The organism is Pseudomonas sp. G3-19 (assembly GCF_054855875.1).
Window position 1 is genome coordinate 2,321,578 of sequence record NZ_JBMPIQ010000003.1, and the last position, 19,812, is coordinate 2,341,389.

Here is a 19,812-nt window from a genome sequence, read left to right on the forward strand (position 1 = left end):
TATCCGAAAGGCGACCCGCAGGTCGCCGGTCCGCTTACTCGCGCGGCTCGAGATTCAGGCACACCGAGTTGATGCAATAACGCAGGCCGGTCGGTGGCGGGCCATCGGGGAACACGTGACCCAGATGCGCGTCGCAGCGGGCGCATTTGACCTCGGTGCGGATCATGCCGTGGCTGGTATCGCGAATCTCGGTCATGGCGCTTTCGCCGATCGGCGCGTAAAAGCTTGGCCAGCCGCAGCCGGAATCGAATTTGGTCGTGGAGTCGAACAGCGGCTCATTGCAGCAGACGCAGTGATAGACACCGTCGGTTTTGGTGTCGTTGTATTTGCCGGAAAACGGCCGTTCGGTCGCACTGAGACGGCACACGTTGTACTGCTCGGGGTCGAGCATCGCCCGCCATTCTTCCAGGGTTTTTTCCAACTTTTCCATCATCACACCTCAGCGGCTGAAAAAGCCCGATCTGTACCTTTTCCACGGATCGGGTGGCACGTATGATTGCGCCTCGTCACACGCCAGTCTGGCAGCCAGACCGGGCGCATTCAAACGGATTCTCGGCGCCATGGCGCAAGACTCCGCCTGTGCGAAGACGCAGGAATCCCAGTACGGTTGGCCATCCGCCGTCTGGATCGTTCATTTTCGGGATCACATCGCCATGCAGTTCAGCAAATCGAACAAGCTCGCCAACGTCTGCTACGACATTCGCGGCCCGGTGCTCAAGCACGCCAAACGTCTGGAGGAGGAAGGCCAGCGCATCCTCAAGCTGAACATCGGCAACCCGGCGCCGTTTGGTTTCGAAGCGCCGGACGAAATTCTTCAGGATGTGATCCGCAACCTGCCGACCGCCCAAGGCTACAGCGACTCCAAAGGCCTGTTCAGTGCCCGTAAGGCGGTGATGCAGTACTACCAGCAAAAAAATGTCGAAGGTGTCGGCATCGAAGACATCTATCTGGGCAACGGCGTGTCCGAGCTGATCGTGATGTCGTTGCAGGCGCTGCTCAACAACGGCGACGAAGTACTGGTACCGGCCCCGGACTACCCGCTGTGGACCGCCGCCGTGAGCCTGGCCGGCGGTAACGCCGTGCACTACCTGTGCGACGAGGGCGCCGACTGGTTCCCTGATCTGGCCGACATCAAGGCCAAGATCACCCCGAACACCAAGGCCATGGTGATCATCAACCCGAACAACCCGACTGGCGCGGTGTATTCCAAGGAAGTGTTGCTGGGCATGCTGGAAATCGCCCGCGCGCACAACCTGGTGGTGTTTTCCGACGAGATCTACGACAAGATCCTTTACGACGACGCCGTGCACATCTGCACCGCTTCGCTGGCGCCAGACCTGCTGTGCCTGACCTTCAACGGTCTGTCAAAATCCTACCGCGTGGCGGGTTTCCGCTCCGGCTGGATCGCCATCTCCGGGCCGAAACACAATGCCCAGAGCTACATCGAAGGCATCGACATGCTGGCCAACATGCGCCTGTGTGCCAACGTCCCGAGTCAGCATGCGATTCAGACCGCCCTCGGCGGCTATCAGAGCATCAATGACCTGGTACTGCCGCAGGGCCGCCTGCTGGAGCAGCGCAACCGCACCTGGGAATTGCTCAACGACATTCCGGGCGTCAGCTGCGTCAAGCCGATGGGCGCGCTGTATGCGTTCCCGCGGATCGACCCGAAAGTCTGCCCGATCCACAACGACGAAAAATTCGTCCTCGACCTGCTGCTCTCCGAGAAGCTGCTGGTGGTGCAAGGCACGGCCTTCAACTGGCCGTGGCCGGATCACTTCCGCGTGGTAACCCTGCCCCGCGTCGACGATCTCGAGATGGCCATCGGCCGCATCGGCAACTTCCTCAAGTCCTACCGCCAGTAACCGGTCAACGGTGCGCAACGGCCCGAACGTTGCGCACTGTCTGATTCAGCAACACTTCTGCTCTCCCCGCCTCGCTGCGCCTTCTACACTTGCGATTCATAGGGCCCACCCGCCTCTGGCGCAGTGGCGGCGGGTAGCGGCTGGCTGTCATCCCTTTCGGTTTTGGCCGTGGGCAATGACCTGCCGACTCGGGAATCCGCTGTAGGACACAGTTTGAAATAGTCACTCGGTTGAATCACCCGGTGCCGCACCTTATATACCCCGCAGTACGCTACATCTTTAGCTTGAGGAGATTTCTACAACCATGATGCGCATCCTGCTGTTTTTGGCCACTAACCTGGCGGTCGTGCTGATAGCCAGCATCACCCTGAGCCTGTTCGGCTTCAACGGGTTCATGGCGGCCAACGGGGTTGATCTCAACCTCAGTCAGCTGCTGGTTTTCTGTGCGGTCTTTGGTTTCGCCGGTTCACTGTTCTCGCTGTTCATCTCCAAGTGGATGGCGAAGATGAGCACCAGCACCCAGATCATCAGCCAGCCACGTACCCGGCATGAGCAATGGCTGCTGCAAACCGTCGAGCAACTGTCCCGCGAAGCCGGGATCAAGATGCCCGAAGTCGGTATTTTCCCGGCCTACGAAGCAAACGCCTTCGCCACCGGCTGGAACAAGAACGACGCGCTGGTCGCGGTCAGTCAGGGCCTGCTCGAACGTTTTTCGCCAGATGAAGTGAAAGCCGTTCTGGCCCACGAAATCGGTCACGTGGCCAACGGTGACATGGTCACCCTGGCGCTGATCCAGGGCGTGGTGAACACCTTTGTGATGTTCTTCGCGCGGATCATCGGCAACTTCGTCGACAAGGTGATTTTCAAGAACGAAGAAGGCCAGGGTATCGCCTACTACGTGGCGACGATCTTCGCCGAGCTGGTTCTGGGCATTCTCGCCAGCGCCATCGTCATGTGGTTCTCGCGCAAACGCGAATTCCGTGCCGATGAAGCCGGCGCACGTCTGGCCGGTACCAATGCGATGATCGGTGCATTGCAACGCCTGCGCGCCGAACAGGGCCTGCCGGTGCACATGCCGGACACCCTGAACGCCTTCGGCATCAACGGCGGCATCAAACAGGGCTTTGCCCGCATGTTCATGAGCCACCCGCCGCTGGAAGAGCGTATCGACGCGCTGCGTCGTCGCGGTTGATCGGTTTGGCTCAGTAACGAAAAGGCCCGCAGCGATGCGGGCCTTTTTTTGTGCGCGGGATTATGGGTTGCCTGTTCTGGCCTCTTCGGGAGCAAGCCCCCTCCCACAGTGTTTTCTGGTGTATTCAAGATTGCTATTACACCGACGCTCCCTGTGGGAGCGGGCTTGCTCGCGAAAAGGCCGTTAATGCCGATACAAAACTATCGGCCAGAAACCCGATAAGCCCGCTCCTCCAACCGCGTTACCCCCGCCTGCAGGAACCTGACACTCTCCGCCAGCACATCCTGCTCTTCCAGCATTCGCACCTGCCAGGCGCCAGCCAGCAAGCGCTGCACTTCATCATCGCTCACCGCAAACGGTGGCCCTGGCATCTGCGCCTGATCGTAATCCAGGGTGATCAACAACCCTTGCACACTTTGCGGCAGGATCTGCTGCAAATGCGCCGCATAGCGCTCACGCATCGGAGCCGGCAAGGCAATCAGCGCTGCCCGGTCGTACAACGCCGCGCAATCCGCTACATCGTCGGCTGTCAGCGCAAAGAAATCACCGCACCACAACTCGATGGAATCGGCGCGATAGACCTTGAACGGCCCCTTGGCACTGACCTGCGGCTTTACCTGATGCTCACTGAAAAAATCCTCGACGGCCTTCAGCGACAGCTCGACTCCGAGCACCAGATGCCCGCGCCCGGCCAGCCACAGCAGATCCAGGCTTTTCCCGCACAGCGGCACCAGCACCCGGGTCTGGGCCGGGATCGCCAGTTGCGGCCAGTGCCGCTGCAGATACGGGTTCACCTCAGGCAAATGAAAGCCGATCTGATTGGATTCCCACTTCTTGTGCCAAAACTCAGGCTGCATGCATCACCCCAAAAAAATCGATCAAAAGGCGTTAAAACTTATATTAGATTTAGATCAATGATCTGACTGAAGATGAGGCCATCTTACCGCTCAGGAACCTTTCCATGTTTCCCAGCCTGTTTATCTCCCACGGCTCACCGATGCTAGCCCTGGAACCCGGTGCCAGTGGCCCGGCGCTGGCGCGTCTGGCGGCCGAACTGCCGCAGCCGAAAGCCATCGTAATTGTCTCTGCCCACTGGGAAAGCCAGGAACTGCTGGTCAGCAGCAATCCTCGTCCGGAAACCTGGCATGACTTCGGCGGCTTCCCGCGCGCCCTTTTCGAAGTGCAGTACCCGGCACCGGGCAATCCGCAACTGGCAGCCGAAGTGGCTGAATTGCTTGACGCCGCGCATCTGCCGGCACGCCTCGATCCGCAACGACCGTTCGATCACGGCGTCTGGGTGCCGCTGTCGCTGATGTACCCGCAGGCGGATATTCCGGTGGTGCAGGTGTCGCTGCCGAGTCGCGGCGGCCCGGTGTTGCAAACCCGTGTCGGACAAGCGCTGGCGAGTCTGCGCGAGCAGGGCATTCTGCTGATCGGCTCCGGCAGCATCACCCACAACCTGCGCGAACTGGACTGGCACGCCGGCCCGGAAAGCGTCGAGCCGTGGGCACGGGACTTCCGTGACTGGATGATCGACAAGCTGGCGGCCGACGACGAGGCGGCACTGCATGATTATCGTCAGCAGGCGCCCAATGCGGTGCGCAGCCATCCGAGTGATGAGCATTTGCTGCCGCTGTATTTTGCCCGTGGTGCGGGAGGTGAGTTCCGCGTAGCGCATAAAGGCTTCACGATGGGTGCACTGGGTATGGATATCTATCGCTTCGGCTGACGTCATCGCTGGCAAGCCAGCTCCCACAGGGTTGTGGGGCGAGGCAAAAAGCAGGCAAAAAAAATCCCCGAACCAGTCGGGGATTTTTCATGTTCGATCAATCAGCCCGAGAGCGGATCAATCTTCGCGGTAGCGACGCAGTTTCAGCTGCTTGCCAGCGACGCGAGTGTCCTTCAGCTTGGTCAGGAGTTTGTCCAGACCATCTTCCGGCAGCTCGACGAGGCTGAAGCTGTCACGCACCTGGATGCGACCGATCGCTTCGCGGGCCAGACCACCTTCGTTGAGGATGGCGCCCAGCAGGTTCTTGGCGGCGATACCGTCACGCGCACCCAGCGCGGTACGGCAACGGGCACGACCTTCGCCCAGAGGCATTGGCGCGCGACGCTCGCGGTCACCACGCTCAGGACGATCACCGGAACGCTCAGGACGGTCGCCACGCGGTGCGTTGTTCGGCACCAGTGGACGTTCCTTCTCGATCGCGGCCAGGTTCAGCGCTTGACCGTTGGTCGCCTTGCGCAGCAGAGCTGCAGCCAGGGCACGCGGGGTGCAACCGATGTCAGCGGTCAGGCGATCCAGCAGTTCGCCGTGAGTCGACTCGGCATCAGCGACCAGCGGCGACAGGCTGTTGGTCAGTTTCTTGATGCGTGCATCGAGAACAGCCTGAGCGTCCGGCAGGCGAACTTCGGCAACCTTCTGACCGGTGACACGCTCGATCACTTGCAGCATGCGGCGCTCACGTGGAGTCACCAGCAGCAGTGCGCGACCTTCGCGACCGGCACGGCCGGTACGGCCGATACGGTGCACGTAGGATTCCGGGTCGTACGGCATGTCCACGTTGAATACGTGGGTGATGCGCGGAACGTCCAGACCACGGGCAGCCACGTCGGTCGCGACAACGATGTCCAGGCGGCCATCTTTCAGCGAGTCGATGACGCGTTCACGCTGGTTCTGGGCGATGTCACCGTTCAGCGCAGCGGCCTTGTAGCCTTTGGCGTCGAGGGCACTGGCCAGATCCAGGGTCGCTTGCTTGGTGCGCACGAACATGATCAGCGCGTCGAAGTCTTCCACTTCCAGCAAGCTGAGAACGGCGGAGGTCTTCTGGTCAGCGTGAACCAACAGGTGAGCCTGTTCGATCGCGGTAACGGTCTGGGTCTTGCTCTGGATCTTCACGTGCTTCGGATCGCGCAGGTGGCGCTCGGCGATGGCACGGATCGACTGCGGCAGGGTTGCCGAGAACAATACGGTCTGACGGGTTTCCGGCATGGCCTTGAAGATCACTTCCAGGTCGTCCATGAAACCGAGTTTGAGCATTTCGTCTGCTTCGTCCAGAACCAGGTGGTTCACGGTAGCGAGGACTTTTTCGTCGCGACGCAGGTGGTCGCACAGACGGCCCGGAGTGGCGACAACGATCTGTGCGCCATTACGGATTGCTTTCAATTGTGGGCCCATCGGCGCGCCGCCGTAGACAGCCACAACAGTTACGCCCGGCATTTGCTTGGCGTAAGTTTCGAAAGCGGTTGCAACTTGTAGCGCCAACTCACGAGTTGGGGCCAGGATCAGAGCTTGCGGCTCGCGCTTGGACGGATCAATGCGGTGCAGGATAGGCAGGGCAAAGGCAGCGGTTTTACCGGTACCGGTTTGCGCCTGACCAATCATATCGTGACCGGCGAGGATGATCGGGATCGACTGCTGCTGAATGGCCGAAGGCTCTTCATAGCCGGTAGCGACTACTGCAGCGACAATATTGGGATGAAGTTCAAGAGCGGCGAAGCCGCCGATTTCCTGGGTCATGGGTCTGCCTCTAAGTGCATCCGCAAAGACCCATGCTCCAAAGCTGCACATGCCGTGTTGAGACTCAAGAGTCGCCCTGGCAGCTTTGTCGGCGGGGATTTGCGAAAACGTATGAATGAAAAAGAATCGTCAAGGAAGAGCCCGCAGTGCGGACATGCAGCCGAAGCTGACTTCGGGGAATTGCGCTACCTAAACGCGGCCCGGTTAAAGGCCGGCGCGCACTATACCGGAATTTGCCCAAAAAGGGAGCTTTTTTTATCGCCTGAATCGGTGTGTCACCGCTGTGTAACGGGGTTTTGCGGATAATCGTGCAAAGGTCTATTTTGCAAAGGCCCGGCCTTGCGGGTGATGACGCTTAAACGATTCACCGATGTGCGGCATACCGTCGCTGCACCCGCCCTTCCCGCCCGAGGATTTCTCCATGAATCAGCCCTGCCCCGGCCGCGTCAGCCGTGAACGTCGTGGTCATATCCACTTGATCGGCCTCGACCGGGCCGCCAAACGCAACGCCTTCGACCTCGATCTGCTCAATGACTTGAGCCTGGCCTACGGCGAGTTCGAGGCCGACAGCGAGGCGCGGGTGGCGGTGGTGTTCGGGCATGGCGAACACTTTACCGCCGGTCTGGATCTGCTCAACGCCAGCGCCGCCCTCGCCGAAGGCTGGCAGGTTCCGACCGGCGGTTGCGACCCGTGGGGTGTTTTCGTTGGTCCACGGGTCAGCAAACCGGTCATTGTCGCCGCGCAGGGCTACTGCCTGACCATCGGTATCGAGTTGATGCTGGCCGCGGATATCAACCTGTGCGCGAGTAATACCCGCTTCGCGCAAATGGAAGTGCAGCGGGGGATTTTTCCGTTTGGGGGCGCGACATTGCGCTTTCACCAGGTGGCCGGTTGGGGCAACGCGATGCGCTGGTTGCTGACCGGCGATGAGTTTGATGCCCACGATGCGTTGCGTCTGGGTTTGGTGCAGGAAGTGATGGCCAGTGAGGATCTGTTGCCGCGGGCGATCGAACTGGCCGAACGGATTGCCCGGCAGGCACCGTTGGGGGTGCAGGCGACGCTGATGTCGGCGCGCCAGGCGAGGTATGAAGGCGAGACGGCGGCGGCGCAGGGATTGCCGGCGCTGGTGAAGAAGTTGCTGGGGAGTGAGGATGCCAAGGAGGGGGTGCGGTCGCTGGTTGAGCGGCGCCCGGGCATCTTCAAAGGGATCTGAGAAAACGGGTGTTCTTCAGGCCCTCTTCGCGAGCAAGCTCGCTCCCACATCTGGAATGCATTTCAAGTGTGGGAGCGGGCTTGCTCGCGAAGGGGCCATCACTGACCACTCAAGTCGCCGGGCGAATCGCCTTGATCAACGACTGCAACGAATACCCCAGCCGTGGCGCCAGCACTTCGGCGCGGGCGGTCAGCGCCTGCATGTCCAGCTCCTGATCGAGATCCGCCGGCACAATCAGAATCACATTGCCCTCCTTCACCGGCAGCTCCCAGTAATGCCGGTGATAGAGCCCGCGCAACAACGCCGCGCCCAACGGTTTGCCGTCATCGGTGGCCCACTGGTTGATCACCAGCCAGCCGGCCGGGTTCAGACGCTTCTGACAGTCGCCGAGAAAACTCCAGGCCAGGTGCCCGACACCCGGGCCGACATCGGTGTACAGATCGACAAAGATCAGATCCGCAGGCTCGGCCGTCGGTAGCAGTTCCAGCGCATCGCCGACCCGAATGTACAAGCGCGGATCGTCATCCAGCCCCAAGTACTCGATCGCCAGGCGCGGCACGTCCGGGCGCAGTTCGATGGCTTCGACGTCTTCCAGCGGCAGGAACTTGAGGCAGGCCTGGGTCAGCGTGCCGGCACCGAGGCCGAGAAACAGCGCGCTCTCCGGTTGCTCATGGCACAACGCGCCAATCAGCATCGCCCGGGTGTAGTCATATTCGAGCCAGCTCGGATCGGCGGTGAACACGCAGCTCTGTTCGATGGCATCGCCAAATTCCAGAAAGCGGTAATCGGCCACTTCCAGCACGCGAATCACGCCGAACTCATCCTGTACCTCGGCGAGCAACAGCTCGACGCGCTCCTCAGTCATTTCGTCTCCTGATGGTCACCGGGCGCGGTGACGCGATGGCACCGCTGCGGCGCCGTGGCAAAGCGACGATTGTCGGTGATGGGGCGGGAGCAGGTCACGCACTAATTGCTGCTACCATGGGCTTCCCGTGCGTAGAACCAATTAGAGACCGTGATGAGCCAACCGTGGAGCCCTGACAGCTGGCGCGCCCTGCCGATCCAGCAACAACCCCAATACCCTGACGCGGCGCATCTGCGCCAGGTCGAGCAGACCCTGGCCAGTTATCCGCCGCTGGTGTTTGCCGGAGAAGCGCGCGAGCTGCGCCGTCAGTTTGCCGAAGTGACTCAGGGTCGGGCGTTCCTGCTGCAGGGCGGCGATTGCGCGGAAAGCTTTGCCGAGTTCTCGGCGGCGAAGATTCGCGACACTTTTAAAGTGCTGCTGCAAATGGCGATCGTCATGACCTTCGCCGCCGGTTGCCCGGTGGTCAAGGTCGGGCGCATGGCCGGCCAGTTCGCCAAACCGCGCTCGGCCAACGATGAAACCATCGACGGCGTGACCCTGCCCGCCTACCGGGGCGACATCGTCAACGGTATCGGCTTCGACGAAAAAAGCCGCGTGCCGGATCCGGAGCGCCTGCTGCAGTCGTACCACCAGTCCACCGCCACCTTGAACCTGTTGCGCGCCTTCGCCCAGGGCGGTTTTGCCGACCTGCATCAGGTGCACAAGTGGAACCTGGACTTCATCGCCAACTCGGCACTGGCCGAAAAATACAGCCACCTCGCCGATCGCATCGATGAAACCCTGGCGTTCATGCGCGCCTGCGGCATGGACAGCTCGCCGCAACTGCGCGAAACCAGTTTCTTCACTGCCCACGAAGCGCTGCTGCTGAACTACGAAGAAGCCTTCGTGCGTCGCGACAGCCTGACCAACGATTACTACGATTGCTCGGCGCACATGCTGTGGATCGGTGACCGTACCCGTCAGCTCGACGGTGCTCACGTCGAATTCCTGCGCGGGGTGAACAACCCGATCGGGGTGAAAGTCGGCCCGAGCATGAACCCGGATGATCTGATTCGCCTGATCGACGTGCTCAACCCGGACAACGATCCGGGGCGCCTGAACCTGATTGCGCGGATGGGTGCGAACAAGGTCGGTGATCACCTGCCGGCGCTGATCCGTGCGGTGCAGCGTGAGGGCAAACAGGTGCTGTGGAGCTCCGACCCGATGCACGGCAATACCATCAAGGCCAGCAGCGGCTACAAGACCCGCGACTTCGCGCAGATCCTGGGTGAGGTGAAGCAGTTCTTCCAGGTGCACGAAGCCGAGGGCACTTATGCCGGCGGGATTCATATCGAGATGACCGGGCAGAATGTCACCGAGTGCATCGGTGGTGCGCGGCCGATCACTGAAGACGGGTTGTCGGATCGTTATCACACCCACTGTGACCCGCGGATGAATGCCGATCAGTCGCTGGAACTGGCGTTCCTCATAGCCGAAACGCTGAAACAAGTTCGCCGCTAGACCGCATCGCTGCTTTCGCGAGCAAGCTCGCTCCCACATGGGTTTTGTGTACGACACAGATCCAGTGTGGGAGCGGGCTTGCTCGCGAAGAGGCCCGCTCAGTCACAGCCGATCTGCGCCAATGCCACCCGCAACCGCCCCGCACTCTCACGCTGACAATTAAGCTGCACCCGCGCAAGCCCCAGCCAATCGGCCATCTGCCGCAAATTCAACGCCAGCGCCAGCATCCCCTCTTCGTCCAGCCCCGGCTCTTCCTCGTGCACTGCATGCACCGCCAATCGTCCCGACGCCCGCTCGGCGCGCAGATCGACCCGCGCGGCAATCCGCTCGTTGTGCAGAAACGGCAACACGTAATAGCCGTAGACCCGCTTGTCCTGCGGCGTATAGATCTCCAGCCGATAGCGAAAATCGAACAGCCGCTCGGTACGACTGCGCTCCCAGATCAGCGAATCGAACGGTGACAACAGCGCACTGGCGAAGACTTTGCGCGGGACTTTCGGCTGCGGCAGGCAGTAGGCGATCTGTCGCCAGCCAGCGACTTCGCAGGTCTGCAATTGCCCGTCCTCGACCAGCTCCGCCAGACGCGGGCGCGCATCGCCAGGGTTCAAGCGGAAATAATCGCGCAGATCCTTTTCCGTGCCGACACCCAATGCCTGGGCCGCGTGCAGCAGCAGACCACGCTGCGCTTCGGCTTCATCCGGCAACGGCTGCTGCAGAATCGATGTCGGGATCACCCGCTCCGGCAAATCATACAAACGCTCAAAACCGCGGCGGCCGGCGACGGTCACTTCACCGGCGGCGAACAACCATTCCAGCGCATGCTTTTCCGCGCTCCAGTCCCACCATTGCCCGGCCTTGTCCTCGCGGGTCGACAGACTGCCGGCGCCCAATGCACCGCGCGCCTCAACCGCGCTTAAAACCCGGCGCACGACGTCCTGCTGCTCAAGACCAAACTTCGCCAGTTGCTGATAGATGTCTCTGCCAGTTCTGGCCCGCTGCATCCGCCACCCCATCAACGGATACATCGCCAGCGGCAGCAACGACGCTTCGTGGCCCCAGTATTCGAACAGCGTGCGCCGACGGCCCGAACTCCAGGCAGCCTGGTCGAGCAGATCGGAAGAATAGGAACCCAGACGTGAAAACAGCGGCAGATAGTGCGAGCGCACCACGGCGTTGACGGAGTCGATCTGCAACAGCCCCAGCCGTTCGATCAGCCGGTTGAGTTGCGGCGCCTTGACGGTCGGCGGCTGGCGCCCATTGAACCCTTGGGCAGCCAGCGCCAGTCGTCGCGCCTGTTTGAGAGAAAAGGCCAGAGTCGCGGGCATGAGCATCTCCTTGTCTGCTCGCAACCTACCTCACCTGAAAGTGGTTTGTGTAGTAAGGCCCTGATCATTTATGCATCGGATCGTCCCAGAACGGCCGAATGGCCTCATGTTCGACGTCGGCACGGCTGACCCCGATGTCCTTAAGCGCTTCGTCGCTCAGGCTGGCAAGCAACTCGCGTTCTCGGTGCAGTTCGTACCAGCGGCTAAACTTGTGCAGCAGGTCGGAAACGATATGACCGTGGCCGGAAAATTTTGCGTCGTCTACATACTCTCTTTGACCTTTCATCGTGTTGCCCTCCTTGTGGATGGCTCAAGTCTCGCGCTGGCGCTAAGATCAATCCAACGAATGTTTCTGATGGCATTCATCACGGAGATTCATCAATTGTCGGCCTACCCCAGTATCGATACCGATGTCCTGCGCACCTTCGTCGCGATTGCCGATCAAGGCGGGTTTACCCGCGCCGGCGAAATGGTCAACCGCACGCAATCGGCGGTGAGCATGCAGATGAAGCGCCTCGAAGAAGATGTGCTGCAACGTCAGTTGTTCGAGCGCGACGGCCGCCAGGTGCGCCTGACCGCCGAGGGCCAGGTGCTGCTGGGTTATGCGCGGCGCATCCTGAAATTGCACAGCGAAGTGTTCAACACGCTGCGCGAGCCGCACATGGTCGGCACTGTGCGCATCGGTACGCCGGACGATTACGTGATGCGGTTTCTGCCGGGGATCCTCTCGCGGTTCGCTCAGTTCTACCCGCTGATCCAGATCGAAGTGCATTGCGAATCCAGTAAACAGCTGTTGCAGCGCACCGATCTGGACTTGTCGATTGTCACCCGGGAGCCGGGCAACGAGATCGGTCAGTTGCTGCGCAAGGAGCGTTTCGTCTGGGCCGAGGCGCAGAATTTCAGCGCCCACGAGCAGACGCCGTTGCCGCTGGCGATGTTCAACAGTGATTGTTTCTGCCGTTTGTGGGCGTGCAATGCGCTGGACGCAATGGGCCGCGACTACCGCATCGCCTACAACAGCACCAGCCTGTCGGCACTGATGGCGGTGGTGAGCGCGGGTCTGGCGATAACCGCGCAACTGGAAAGCCTGATCACCCCGGACATGCGCATTCTCGGCGCCGCCGAGGATCTGCCGCTGTTGCCTGAGGCCAGTATCATGTTGATCCGCAACCTGAACAATCCGTCGCCGATCACCGAATGCCTGGCCGAACACATCGTCGAAGGCTTCAAACTTTAAACGCGAGCATCACCGCGCACAGCACCAGAAAACCGCAGAACAGCCCGCGCAGGAGCCTTTCCGGCATGGCGTGGGCGACTTTCACCCCCCAACTGATGCTGGCCAGACCGCCGATGGCCAGCGGCAAGCCGATCATCCAGTCCACTTCGTGATGCACCGCGTACGTCACCAAGGTCACGCCGGTGCTCGGCAATGCCAACGCCAGCGACAGGCCCTGGGCAACCACTTGGCTGGTGCCGAACAGACTGGTCAGCACGGGCGTCGCCACCACGGCCCCGCCGACACCGAACAAACCGCCCATGGTCCCGGACGCTGCGCCGAGAACACCCAGCCATGGCCATGAGTAACGCATTTCGGAGGTCACGGCGGTTTTCTTGCCGAACATCTTCAGCAGGTTGTATGCCGAGAGCACCACAAGGAAGGCGACAAAGCCGATGCGCATGGTTTGCGCATCGATGCCCACCGCCCAGATCGAACCGATCCACGCAAAGCAAAAACCCATGACCGCCAACGGCAGCGCATGACGCAGCTCGATGCGATTGCGCTGATGATAGCGCCACAGCGCCAGCATCACGTTGGGCACCACCATCACCAGCGCCGTGCCTTGGGCGATCTGCTGATCGAGGCCAAACCACACGCCCAGCAGCGGGATGGCGATCAAACCACCGCCGATGCCGAAGATCCCGCCCAATGTGCCAAGGGCGGCGCCAAACAGCAGGTACAACAAAAACTCGATCACAGCGATGTCCTCATCCGTCAGGCGATTCATCCTACGCAGTCGAGGCTGGCGGGGAAACGCACAGCAACGCACAATGGCTATGCCAATTTCGCACAAGCACCGAAACACTCATGAATCCCAATCAGTTGACCGAGCAGCTCGGGCTGTTTCTCGATGTACTGGAGAGTGGCAGTTTTTCTGCGGCTTCCCGTCGTCATCCGCTGACGCCTTCCGCCGTGGCGCGGCGCATCGACAGCCTGGAAAGCGCGGTTGGCAGCCAGTTGTTCATTCGCAGCACCCACGTCGTAAGGGCAACTCCGGCGGGTCTGGCGTTTGCCGAGCGGGCGCGGCGCATCGTCAGCGAGCTGCAACTGGCCCGCGCCGAGGCGGTGTCGTTGAGCAGTGCGCCGGAAGGCTTGATCCGCATCGATGCTCCCGCCGCTTTTGGTCGCCGCCATCTCGCGCCGGTCATCGCTGACTTTCTGGTGCTGTACCCGGGCCTCGACGTGCAGTTGCACCTGATCGACAGCTTCATCGATATGCACGGCTCGAACCTGGGCAAAGTCGATCTGGTGCTGCGTGCCGGGCAAATGGCCGATACGCGGCTGGTCGCCACGCCGCTGGCGAGCATGGTGCGCATTGCCTGCGCCAGCCCCGACTACCTGAAACGCCGTGGCGCACCGCGCCATCCCGCGCAGTTGAGTGAACATGACGGGCTGGATTGGGAAGGTCTCGCCCCGCCCTTCGCCTGGCGCTTCGAACTGGACGGGCAAATGCAACTGCATCGCCCCGCGCGCATCCGCATGAGCGCCAACAATGCCGAAGCGCTGGTGTGCGGTGCACTCGCCGGACTGGGCATCGCGCATTTGCCGACCTGGCTGGCCAGCGAATACCTGCTACGCGGCGAACTGCTGCCGCTGTTCTGCGAGAACGGCCTGCCGCAACCGGAAAGCACCGGCATCTATGCGCTGCGCATGGAACAGCAGACCCACTCGCGCAGCCGTCTGCTTTTGGAATACCTCAAGACCCGCTTCAGCCCGGTGCCACCGTGGGATCTGTCGCTGCAACGCGAGCTGGGCCGACACTAGATCCTGGATAATTATCTGGCGCATTAAACATTCGGGCGCTAGATTCAAGCCCATCACCGAACAAGGCTTTGCCATGACCACCGAACGCGACACCTGCGACGACCTGCTGCTCGACAATCAGGCGTGCTTCGCCCTGCATTCCACTTCACTGATGATGACCAAGGTCTACAAGCCGCTGCTGCAAGCGCTGGGCCTGACCTATCCGCAGTATCTGGCGATGATGGTTCTGTGGGAAAAGGATGGTTTGACCGTGGGCGAAATCAGCACGCGGTTGCTGACCGATCCAGGCTCGCTGACACCGTTGCTCAAACGGCTAGAAGGTGAAGGTCTGCTCAGCAGAACCCGCAGCCGTGAAGACGAACGGGTGGTGATCGTCGAACTGACCGCGCAGGGCCGGGCTCTTCGTGAGCAGGCCAAAAGCGTTCCGCAATGCATCTTGGGCGCCAGTGGTTTCACCCTCGAACGCCTGCAGAATCTTCAATCTGAGCTGCAAGCCCTGCGCAGCCATCTGCAAGACAGCCTGACCGGATAACAGCGCTGCCGTATTGTAGGAGTGAGCCTGCTCGCGATAGCGGTGGTTCAGTCGGCCCCCTTATTGCCTGCTCCACCGCTATCGCGAGCAGGCTCACTCCTACAAAGAATCGGTTCACCAGGAAAAATATTCTTCAGCCCGCGCTCCCACCATCCGCTCTACATCTTCACTTTCAAGCTGATCGACAGTGCCTTTAAAGAACCGAGATTCAGCTTTCTCAAAAAATTATCTTGCGCACTAAACATTAGCGAGCTACATTCACCTCGCAGCTACTTAGCGCGCAAACAATTAGCGCAACAACAGACACTCAATGAGGCCCACACCATGCAAACTCTCTACACTGCAATCGCAACCTCCACTGGCGGCCGTGATGGTCGTGCGATCTCCAGCGACAACATCCTCGACGTCAAACTCGCTACCCCGAAAGAACTCGGCGGTGCCGGCGGCGCAGCGACCAACCCTGAGCAACTGTTCGCTGCCGGTTACTCGGCCTGCTTCATCGGCGCACTGAAATTCGTCGCCAGCCAGACCAAACGCAAAATCCCCGACGATGCCTCGATCACTGCTCATGTCGGTATCGGTCAGATTCCTGGTGGTTTCGGTCTGGACATCGACCTGCACATCAATCTGCCGGGCCTGGAACAGGCTGACGCACAAAGCCTGGTCGAAGCGGCGCATCAAGTCTGCCCGTACTCCAACGCCACCCGTGGCAACGTTGACGTACGCCTGCACACCACCGTTTGAGAACAACACCAATCCACTGTGGGAGCGGGCTTGCTCGCGAATGCTTTGTGTCATTCAACACACAGGTTGTCTGACCGGGCCTATTCGCGAGCAAGCTCGCTCCCACAGGGTTCGGGGGTAGACGTGGAATCGCAGGCACAAAAAAGCCCGACTCAATGGTCGGGCTTTTTCTTTCCGTAAAAAGCAGTGCTTATTTGGCACGGCCTTTGTAGGAACCGCCTTCGCGGGTATCGATCTCGATCATGTCGCCGATTTCGATGAAGTCAGCAACCGACAGCTCGGTACCGTTCTTCAGTTTGGCAGGCTTCATCACCTTGCCGGAAGTGTCACCGCGAGCGGAACCTTCGGTGTAGTCAACCTGACGCACGATGGTGGTCGGCAGTTCTACGGAAACCAGACGCTCTTCGAAGAACACGGCTTCGCAAACGTCGGTCATGCCTTCTTCAACGAAAGGCAGAACGCTTTCGATGTCTTCGGCGTTCAGTTCGTACATGGTGTAGTCAGTGGTGTCCATGAACGTGTAGGTGTCGCCGCTGATGAAGGACAGGGTCGCTTCTTTGCGGTCGAGGATCACGTCGTCCAGCTTGTCGTCCGCACCGTAAACGGTTTCGGTCTTGTAACCGGTCAGCAGGTTCTTCAGCTTGGTCTTCATGATCGCGCTGTTACGGCCCGACTTGGTGAATTCAGCTTTCTGAACCAGCCAAGGATCGTTGTCGATACGGATCACGGTACCGGGTTTGAGTTCTTTACCAGTTTTCATTGCGAATATCCGAATTTGGATGGGATTTACAAAAATCTAGGCCGCGTATCATATCCAATTTAGGTAAAACTGTACCAGCGCCGTGGCAAGATCCGCCTGCAAGCCTTGTTCCAGACACCACGCCTCGGCGTTTTCCTGCAGTTCTGGCCAGTGTTTACGGACCTGGAGCCAGTGCTCGCCGATCGGTTTCCCGGCACTCCAGGCCCGCCACAGACCGCTCATCGCCTCGGCAGCGGCCGGGGAAAGCCCTTTGGTGTAGAGCGCGAGAAAGGCATCGAGCTTGTCGAGGTGAATGTCTTCGTCCTGCTGATAGATGTGCCAGAGCATCGGTCGCCCGGCCCACTGTGCACGGACGAACGAGTCTTCACCGCGCACCGCGTTGAAGTCGCAGCACCACAGCAACTGATCGTATTGATCCTGACGGACGAACGGCAGCACCTGCACCGTCAGCGCCTGACGCACGTCCAGATCGCCCACCGCCAGCGAGTCGACCCCGAGCCAACGCGCAACGTCACCGAGAATCCGCCCTTCCGGCACCAGCAGATGGGTCGGCGTGCTATCGGCCGCCAACGCATCCAGCCAACTGGCCAGCCCGGCATTTTCGTAGGCAAACAACGAGATCAGCTGTGCGTCAGCTGCGCGATCTACGCCCAGGCCGTGCAGGAATTGTCGCTGCGCAGCCGCGTCCTGCTGAAATCGCCGACGCCGCTCAAGCAGACCGTTTTCACGCAGCAAGCCGCCCGTCCCCGGTTGAAATCCGGGAAAGAAAAAGAATTTCTGTACCGACTTGTACTTCACCGACGGCAAACCGTGACAACCGGTGACCCAGTCTTCGGCGCTGAGGTAATCGAGGTTCATCCACAGCGGTGGCTGTTGCCGCTCGGCCATGGCGTCCATGTACGCCGATGGCAGCTGACAGGCAAATGCGGCGATCACCACGTCCGCCGCCTCCGTCTGCGGCCAGTCGCTCGGCCAATGCCGCACCTCGACGCCCTGCTGCGATTGCTGCGCCAGGTGGATGTCGATCTCGGGGCAGATACGTTCAAAGGCGCGCAGGTCATCGACCCACAGGCGCACCGCCAGCCCATGCTCGGCTATCAGTTGCCGGGCCAGACGCCAGGTCACGCCGATGTCGCCATAGTTGTCGACCACGGTGCAAAAAATATCCCAGCGGGTTTTCGGTATCGGCATGCAAGACTCCCGTTGGCAAAAGCGCTGATTGTCCGCATAAATGACCTCGCGCAGAAGAGCCGACGGCGATTAATCTTCGTGCGACAATCGCCACTTGCCCGCAATCATCCGCCAGGAGGCAGCCATGCCCTATCGTCCCAATCCGCGTCGCCCGTTGCCCGTTCAGCTTAGCGCGCTGCAACTGACCGGCAGCATTGCCTTGGGCATGTGGCTGGGTTTTCTCGCCATTGCCCTGACTTGCTGGCTGATTTCGCGTTTTGTGTTGACCGAGCAACTGGCACCGGTTGCTCAGGCGGTGCAGCAACTGGCCAAGCCGCCAGCGGCCGTTCAGGTACAACCGGACATTCCGCCACAGAGTCCGCTGTTCGAACAGTACGAAGAAAACCTGCGCAAGAACGAGCAGCAGGCGCGCCTGGATCAGGCTCGCGGCAGCAGTCGCAACCAGTCAAATCCGAAATGCCAGTTCTGGCTGCAACAGGACCAGACCGCGCCGAGCGAAAAGAGCCGCGCCAACGTTTTGCAATTCTGCGATTGATCATGAACAAACACACCGTCCACCAACTGATCCTCGACAAACTGCGCGTCGACCTCGACATCGCCGAACGCGCCGCGCAGACCGCTTACGAAACCGCGACCCACGAAGAAAACATCGCCGAGAACAAATACGACACGCTCGGGCTTGAGGCTTCCTATCTGGCGGCGGGTCAGGCGAAACGGGTCGAGGAAATCCGCCAGTCACTGGCGCTGTGCCAGAACCTGACACTGCGCGCCTATGACGAAAATCGCGGCATCGAGATCGGCGCCCTGCTCGGCCTGGAAGACGAAAAAGGGCGCGAGCAATGGCTGTTTCTGGCCCCGGATGCGGCGGGCCTGAAAGTCGATGTGGTGGGTCAGCCGATTACCGTCATCACCCCGCGCTCGCCGCTGGGCAAAAGCCTGCTGGGCAAGTTCGAAGGTGATGAGGTGGTGATTCTGGTAGCGGGCACCCGGCAACAGTTTGCTGTCACCGAGGTGCTTTGAGGCAGGGTCTTAGTGGACCGGCAGTTCGACGCCGTCGAACAGCTCTTCCAGTTCCTGCTTGTTGTGGCACTGGATGGCTTTGGCCATTACTTCGCGGGTCAGGTGCGGGGCGAACTTCTCGATGAAGTCGCACATGAAACCACGCAGGAAAGTACCGCGACGGAAACCGATCTTGGTGATGCTCGACTCGAACAGTTCGCTGGCATCCAGCACCACCAGGTCGTTATCGAGCTTGGTGTCGACCGCCATTTTGGCAACGATGCCCACACCCAGGCCCAGACGCACGTAGGTTTTGATCACGTCGGCGTCGGCCGCGGTGAACACCACTTTCGGCGTCAGGCCGCGATGGCTGAAGGCTTCGTCGAGTTTCGAACGGCCGGTGAAACCGAACACGTAAGTCACGATCGGGTATTCGGCCAGCGCTTCGAGGGTCAGCTTCGGCAGCTTGGTCAGCGGGTGGCCCTGGGGCACGACCACGCAGCGGTTCCAGCGATAGCACGGCATCATCACCAGATCACCGAACAGCTCCAGCGCTTCGGTGGCGATGGCGAAATCGACGGTGCCGTCAGCGGCCATCTCGGCGATCTGCATTGGCGAACCCTGGTGCATGTGCAGCGCCACGTCCGGGTATTGTTTGATGAAATTGCTGATCACCGGCGGCAATGCATAACGCGCCTGGGTGTGGGTGGTGGCGATCGACAGGGTGCCTTTTTTCTCGTTGGAGAATTCCTGGGCAATCTGCTTGATGCTTTCGACCTTGCGCAGGATTTCGCCTGCGGTGGTGATGATGCGCTCGCCGGCCGGGGTGACGCGGGTCAGGTGCTTGCCACTGCGGGCAAACACTTCAACGCCAAGTTCGTCTTCCAGCAGGCGGATCTGTTTACTGATACCCGGTTGCGAGGTGTAAAGGCTTTGGGCGGTAGCGGAAACGTTGAGGTCGTGGTGCGCCACTTCCCAGATGTAGCGCAATTGTTGAAGCTTCATATGTATCCCTCAAAGCAGGTAGACGCCACGGGCATCAGCGACGGTATATAACTATATT

21 protein-coding genes are annotated in these 19,812 nt (G+C 60.5%); 11 read left to right on the forward strand and 10 right to left on the reverse strand.

From position 1 onward, the window contains the following. Positions 1-34: 34 nt before the first annotated feature. Positions 35-430, reverse strand: coding sequence for a peptide-methionine (R)-S-oxide reductase MsrB (gene msrB / locus ACOYXI_RS10645; protein WP_027613436.1), 396 nt, complete (start codon positions 428-430; stop codon positions 35-37). A gap of 223 nt (positions 431-653) precedes the next feature. Here msrB and ACOYXI_RS10650 point away from each other — a divergent pair, with 223 nt between their 5' ends. Both ACOYXI_RS10650 and htpX read left to right on the forward strand, forming a co-directional pair. Continuing rightward, a complete protein-coding gene (locus ACOYXI_RS10650; RefSeq protein ID WP_003226761.1) occupies positions 654-1,865 on the forward strand; it encodes a pyridoxal phosphate-dependent aminotransferase in 1,212 nt (403 codons plus the stop codon). Positions 1,866-2,169: 304 nt separating this feature from the next. After that, positions 2,170-3,057: a protease HtpX gene (gene htpX / locus ACOYXI_RS10655; protein ID WP_007964827.1), complete on the forward strand. Its 888-nt coding sequence runs from the start codon at positions 2,170-2,172 to the stop codon at positions 3,055-3,057. A 200-nt stretch (positions 3,058-3,257) separates the two neighbouring features. Here the strand turns inward: htpX and ACOYXI_RS10660 are convergent, their stop codons facing one another. Then, entirely contained in the window at positions 3,258-3,914 is a 657-nt protein-coding gene (locus ACOYXI_RS10660) for a thiopurine S-methyltransferase (RefSeq protein ID WP_461674822.1), read from the reverse strand. A gap of 104 nt (positions 3,915-4,018) precedes the next feature. On the opposite strand from ACOYXI_RS10660, the gene ACOYXI_RS10665 reads away from it, so the two are divergent. Next, positions 4,019-4,786: a DODA-type extradiol aromatic ring-opening family dioxygenase gene (locus tag ACOYXI_RS10665; protein WP_461674823.1), complete on the forward strand. Its 768-nt coding sequence runs from the start codon at positions 4,019-4,021 to the stop codon at positions 4,784-4,786. Positions 4,787-4,903: 117 nt separating this feature from the next. On the opposite strand, the gene ACOYXI_RS10670 is transcribed toward ACOYXI_RS10665, so the two are convergent. Beyond that, a complete protein-coding gene (locus ACOYXI_RS10670; RefSeq protein ID WP_027613439.1) occupies positions 4,904-6,577 on the reverse strand; it encodes a DEAD/DEAH box helicase in 1,674 nt (557 codons plus the stop codon). Between the two features lie 421 nt (positions 6,578-6,998). Here ACOYXI_RS10670 and ACOYXI_RS10675 point away from each other — a divergent pair, with 421 nt between their 5' ends. After that, a complete protein-coding gene (locus ACOYXI_RS10675; protein WP_210558371.1) occupies positions 6,999-7,790 on the forward strand; it encodes a crotonase/enoyl-CoA hydratase family protein in 792 nt (263 codons plus the stop codon). Between the two features lie 109 nt (positions 7,791-7,899). Here the strand turns inward: ACOYXI_RS10675 and ACOYXI_RS10680 are convergent, their stop codons facing one another. Then, complete coding sequence (locus ACOYXI_RS10680) at positions 7,900-8,655, reverse strand: spermidine synthase (protein ID WP_461674824.1); 756 nt, start codon at positions 8,653-8,655, stop codon at positions 7,900-7,902. A 153-nt stretch (positions 8,656-8,808) separates the two neighbouring features. On the opposite strand from ACOYXI_RS10680, the gene ACOYXI_RS10685 reads away from it, so the two are divergent. Next, positions 8,809-10,155 carry a class II 3-deoxy-7-phosphoheptulonate synthase gene (locus ACOYXI_RS10685; RefSeq protein WP_007964815.1) on the forward strand — a complete coding sequence of 449 codons (1,347 nt, stop codon included), beginning with the start codon at positions 8,809-8,811 and terminating at the stop codon, positions 10,153-10,155. Positions 10,156-10,253: 98 nt separating this feature from the next. Here ACOYXI_RS10685 and ACOYXI_RS10690 read toward each other — a convergent pair whose 3' ends face one another. Together ACOYXI_RS10690 and ACOYXI_RS10695 are read right to left on the reverse strand one after the other, a co-directional pair. After that, positions 10,254-11,480, reverse strand: coding sequence for a winged helix-turn-helix domain-containing protein (locus tag ACOYXI_RS10690; RefSeq protein ID WP_461674825.1), 1,227 nt, complete (start codon positions 11,478-11,480; stop codon positions 10,254-10,256). A 64-nt stretch (positions 11,481-11,544) separates the two neighbouring features. Beyond that, on the reverse strand, positions 11,545-11,766 hold the full coding sequence (locus tag ACOYXI_RS10695) for a DUF1127 domain-containing protein (protein WP_097088306.1): 222 nt from the start codon (positions 11,764-11,766) through the stop codon (positions 11,545-11,547). Between the two features lie 96 nt (positions 11,767-11,862). On the opposite strand from ACOYXI_RS10695, the gene ACOYXI_RS10700 reads away from it, so the two are divergent. Next, positions 11,863-12,717: a LysR substrate-binding domain-containing protein gene (locus ACOYXI_RS10700; protein ID WP_025113145.1), complete on the forward strand. Its 855-nt coding sequence runs from the start codon at positions 11,863-11,865 to the stop codon at positions 12,715-12,717. Here the strand turns inward: ACOYXI_RS10700 and ACOYXI_RS10705 are convergent. Next, positions 12,707-13,456, reverse strand: coding sequence for a sulfite exporter TauE/SafE family protein (locus ACOYXI_RS10705; protein ID WP_027613445.1), 750 nt, complete (start codon positions 13,454-13,456; stop codon positions 12,707-12,709). The two genes, ACOYXI_RS10700 and ACOYXI_RS10705, sit on opposite strands and share 11 nt — an antisense overlap. Before the next feature lie 110 nt (positions 13,457-13,566). Between ACOYXI_RS10705 and ACOYXI_RS10710 the strand changes: the two genes are divergently transcribed. From ACOYXI_RS10710 to ACOYXI_RS10720, 3 genes are all read left to right on the forward strand, one after another. Next, on the forward strand, positions 13,567-14,523 hold the full coding sequence (locus tag ACOYXI_RS10710) for a LysR family transcriptional regulator (protein ID WP_134787013.1): 957 nt from the start codon (positions 13,567-13,569) through the stop codon (positions 14,521-14,523). A 73-nt stretch (positions 14,524-14,596) separates the two neighbouring features. Continuing rightward, positions 14,597-15,055, forward strand: coding sequence for a MarR family winged helix-turn-helix transcriptional regulator (locus ACOYXI_RS10715; protein WP_134787014.1), 459 nt, complete (start codon positions 14,597-14,599; stop codon positions 15,053-15,055). A 324-nt stretch (positions 15,056-15,379) separates the two neighbouring features. Beyond that, complete coding sequence (locus ACOYXI_RS10720) at positions 15,380-15,799, forward strand: organic hydroperoxide resistance protein (RefSeq protein ID WP_108183405.1); 420 nt, start codon at positions 15,380-15,382, stop codon at positions 15,797-15,799. Positions 15,800-15,989: 190 nt separating this feature from the next. On the opposite strand, the gene ACOYXI_RS10725 is transcribed toward ACOYXI_RS10720, so the two are convergent. After that, positions 15,990-16,559 carry an elongation factor P gene (locus tag ACOYXI_RS10725; RefSeq protein ID WP_003226785.1) on the reverse strand — a complete coding sequence of 190 codons (570 nt, stop codon included), beginning with the start codon at positions 16,557-16,559 and terminating at the stop codon, positions 15,990-15,992. Positions 16,560-16,607: 48 nt separating this feature from the next. Further along, a complete protein-coding gene (gene earP / locus ACOYXI_RS10730) occupies positions 16,608-17,750 on the reverse strand; it encodes an elongation factor P maturation arginine rhamnosyltransferase EarP (RefSeq protein ID WP_461674826.1) in 1,143 nt (380 codons plus the stop codon). Positions 17,751-17,874: 124 nt separating this feature from the next. Between earP and ACOYXI_RS10735 the strand changes: the two genes are divergently transcribed. Then, on the forward strand, positions 17,875-18,285 hold the full coding sequence (locus tag ACOYXI_RS10735; RefSeq protein WP_041069540.1) for a hypothetical protein: 411 nt from the start codon (positions 17,875-17,877) through the stop codon (positions 18,283-18,285). Between the two features lie 2 nt (positions 18,286-18,287). After that, positions 18,288-18,770, forward strand: a complete 483-nt coding sequence (locus ACOYXI_RS10740) for a GreA/GreB family elongation factor (RefSeq protein WP_134787017.1) — start codon at positions 18,288-18,290, stop codon at positions 18,768-18,770. Between the two features lie 9 nt (positions 18,771-18,779). On the opposite strand, the gene cysB is transcribed toward ACOYXI_RS10740, so the two are convergent. Further along, positions 18,780-19,754, reverse strand: a complete 975-nt coding sequence (gene cysB / locus ACOYXI_RS10745) for an HTH-type transcriptional regulator CysB (RefSeq protein ID WP_007908591.1) — start codon at positions 19,752-19,754, stop codon at positions 18,780-18,782. Positions 19,755-19,812 lie beyond the last annotated feature (58 nt).

Coding starts and splice junctions, on each gene's coding strand:
- msrB (WP_027613436.1), bottom strand. CDS start 430: ATGGAAAAGTTGGAAAAAACCCTGGAAGAATGGCGGGCGATGCTCGAC.
- ACOYXI_RS10650 (WP_003226761.1), top strand. CDS start 654: ATGCAGTTCAGCAAATCGAACAAGCTCGCCAACGTCTGCTACGACATT.
- htpX (WP_007964827.1), top strand. CDS start 2,170: ATGATGCGCATCCTGCTGTTTTTGGCCACTAACCTGGCGGTCGTGCTG.
- ACOYXI_RS10660 (WP_461674822.1), bottom strand. CDS start 3,914: ATGCAGCCTGAGTTTTGGCACAAGAAGTGGGAATCCAATCAGATCGGC.
- ACOYXI_RS10665 (WP_461674823.1), top strand. CDS start 4,019: ATGTTTCCCAGCCTGTTTATCTCCCACGGCTCACCGATGCTAGCCCTG.
- ACOYXI_RS10670 (WP_027613439.1), bottom strand. CDS start 6,577: ATGACCCAGGAAATCGGCGGCTTCGCCGCTCTTGAACTTCATCCCAAT.
- ACOYXI_RS10675 (WP_210558371.1), top strand. CDS start 6,999: ATGAATCAGCCCTGCCCCGGCCGCGTCAGCCGTGAACGTCGTGGTCAT.
- ACOYXI_RS10680 (WP_461674824.1), bottom strand. CDS start 8,655: ATGACTGAGGAGCGCGTCGAGCTGTTGCTCGCCGAGGTACAGGATGAG.
- ACOYXI_RS10685 (WP_007964815.1), top strand. CDS start 8,809: ATGAGCCAACCGTGGAGCCCTGACAGCTGGCGCGCCCTGCCGATCCAG.
- ACOYXI_RS10690 (WP_461674825.1), bottom strand. CDS start 11,480: ATGCCCGCGACTCTGGCCTTTTCTCTCAAACAGGCGCGACGACTGGCG.
- ACOYXI_RS10695 (WP_097088306.1), bottom strand. CDS start 11,766: ATGAAAGGTCAAAGAGAGTATGTAGACGACGCAAAATTTTCCGGCCAC.
- ACOYXI_RS10710 (WP_134787013.1), top strand. CDS start 13,567: ATGAATCCCAATCAGTTGACCGAGCAGCTCGGGCTGTTTCTCGATGTA.
- ACOYXI_RS10715 (WP_134787014.1), top strand. CDS start 14,597: ATGACCACCGAACGCGACACCTGCGACGACCTGCTGCTCGACAATCAG.
- ACOYXI_RS10720 (WP_108183405.1), top strand. CDS start 15,380: ATGCAAACTCTCTACACTGCAATCGCAACCTCCACTGGCGGCCGTGAT.
- ACOYXI_RS10725 (WP_003226785.1), bottom strand. CDS start 16,559: ATGAAAACTGGTAAAGAACTCAAACCCGGTACCGTGATCCGTATCGAC.
- earP (WP_461674826.1), bottom strand. CDS start 17,750: ATGCCGATACCGAAAACCCGCTGGGATATTTTTTGCACCGTGGTCGAC.
- ACOYXI_RS10735 (WP_041069540.1), top strand. CDS start 17,875: ATGCCCTATCGTCCCAATCCGCGTCGCCCGTTGCCCGTTCAGCTTAGC.
- ACOYXI_RS10740 (WP_134787017.1), top strand. CDS start 18,288: ATGAACAAACACACCGTCCACCAACTGATCCTCGACAAACTGCGCGTC.
- cysB (WP_007908591.1), bottom strand. CDS start 19,754: ATGAAGCTTCAACAATTGCGCTACATCTGGGAAGTGGCGCACCACGAC.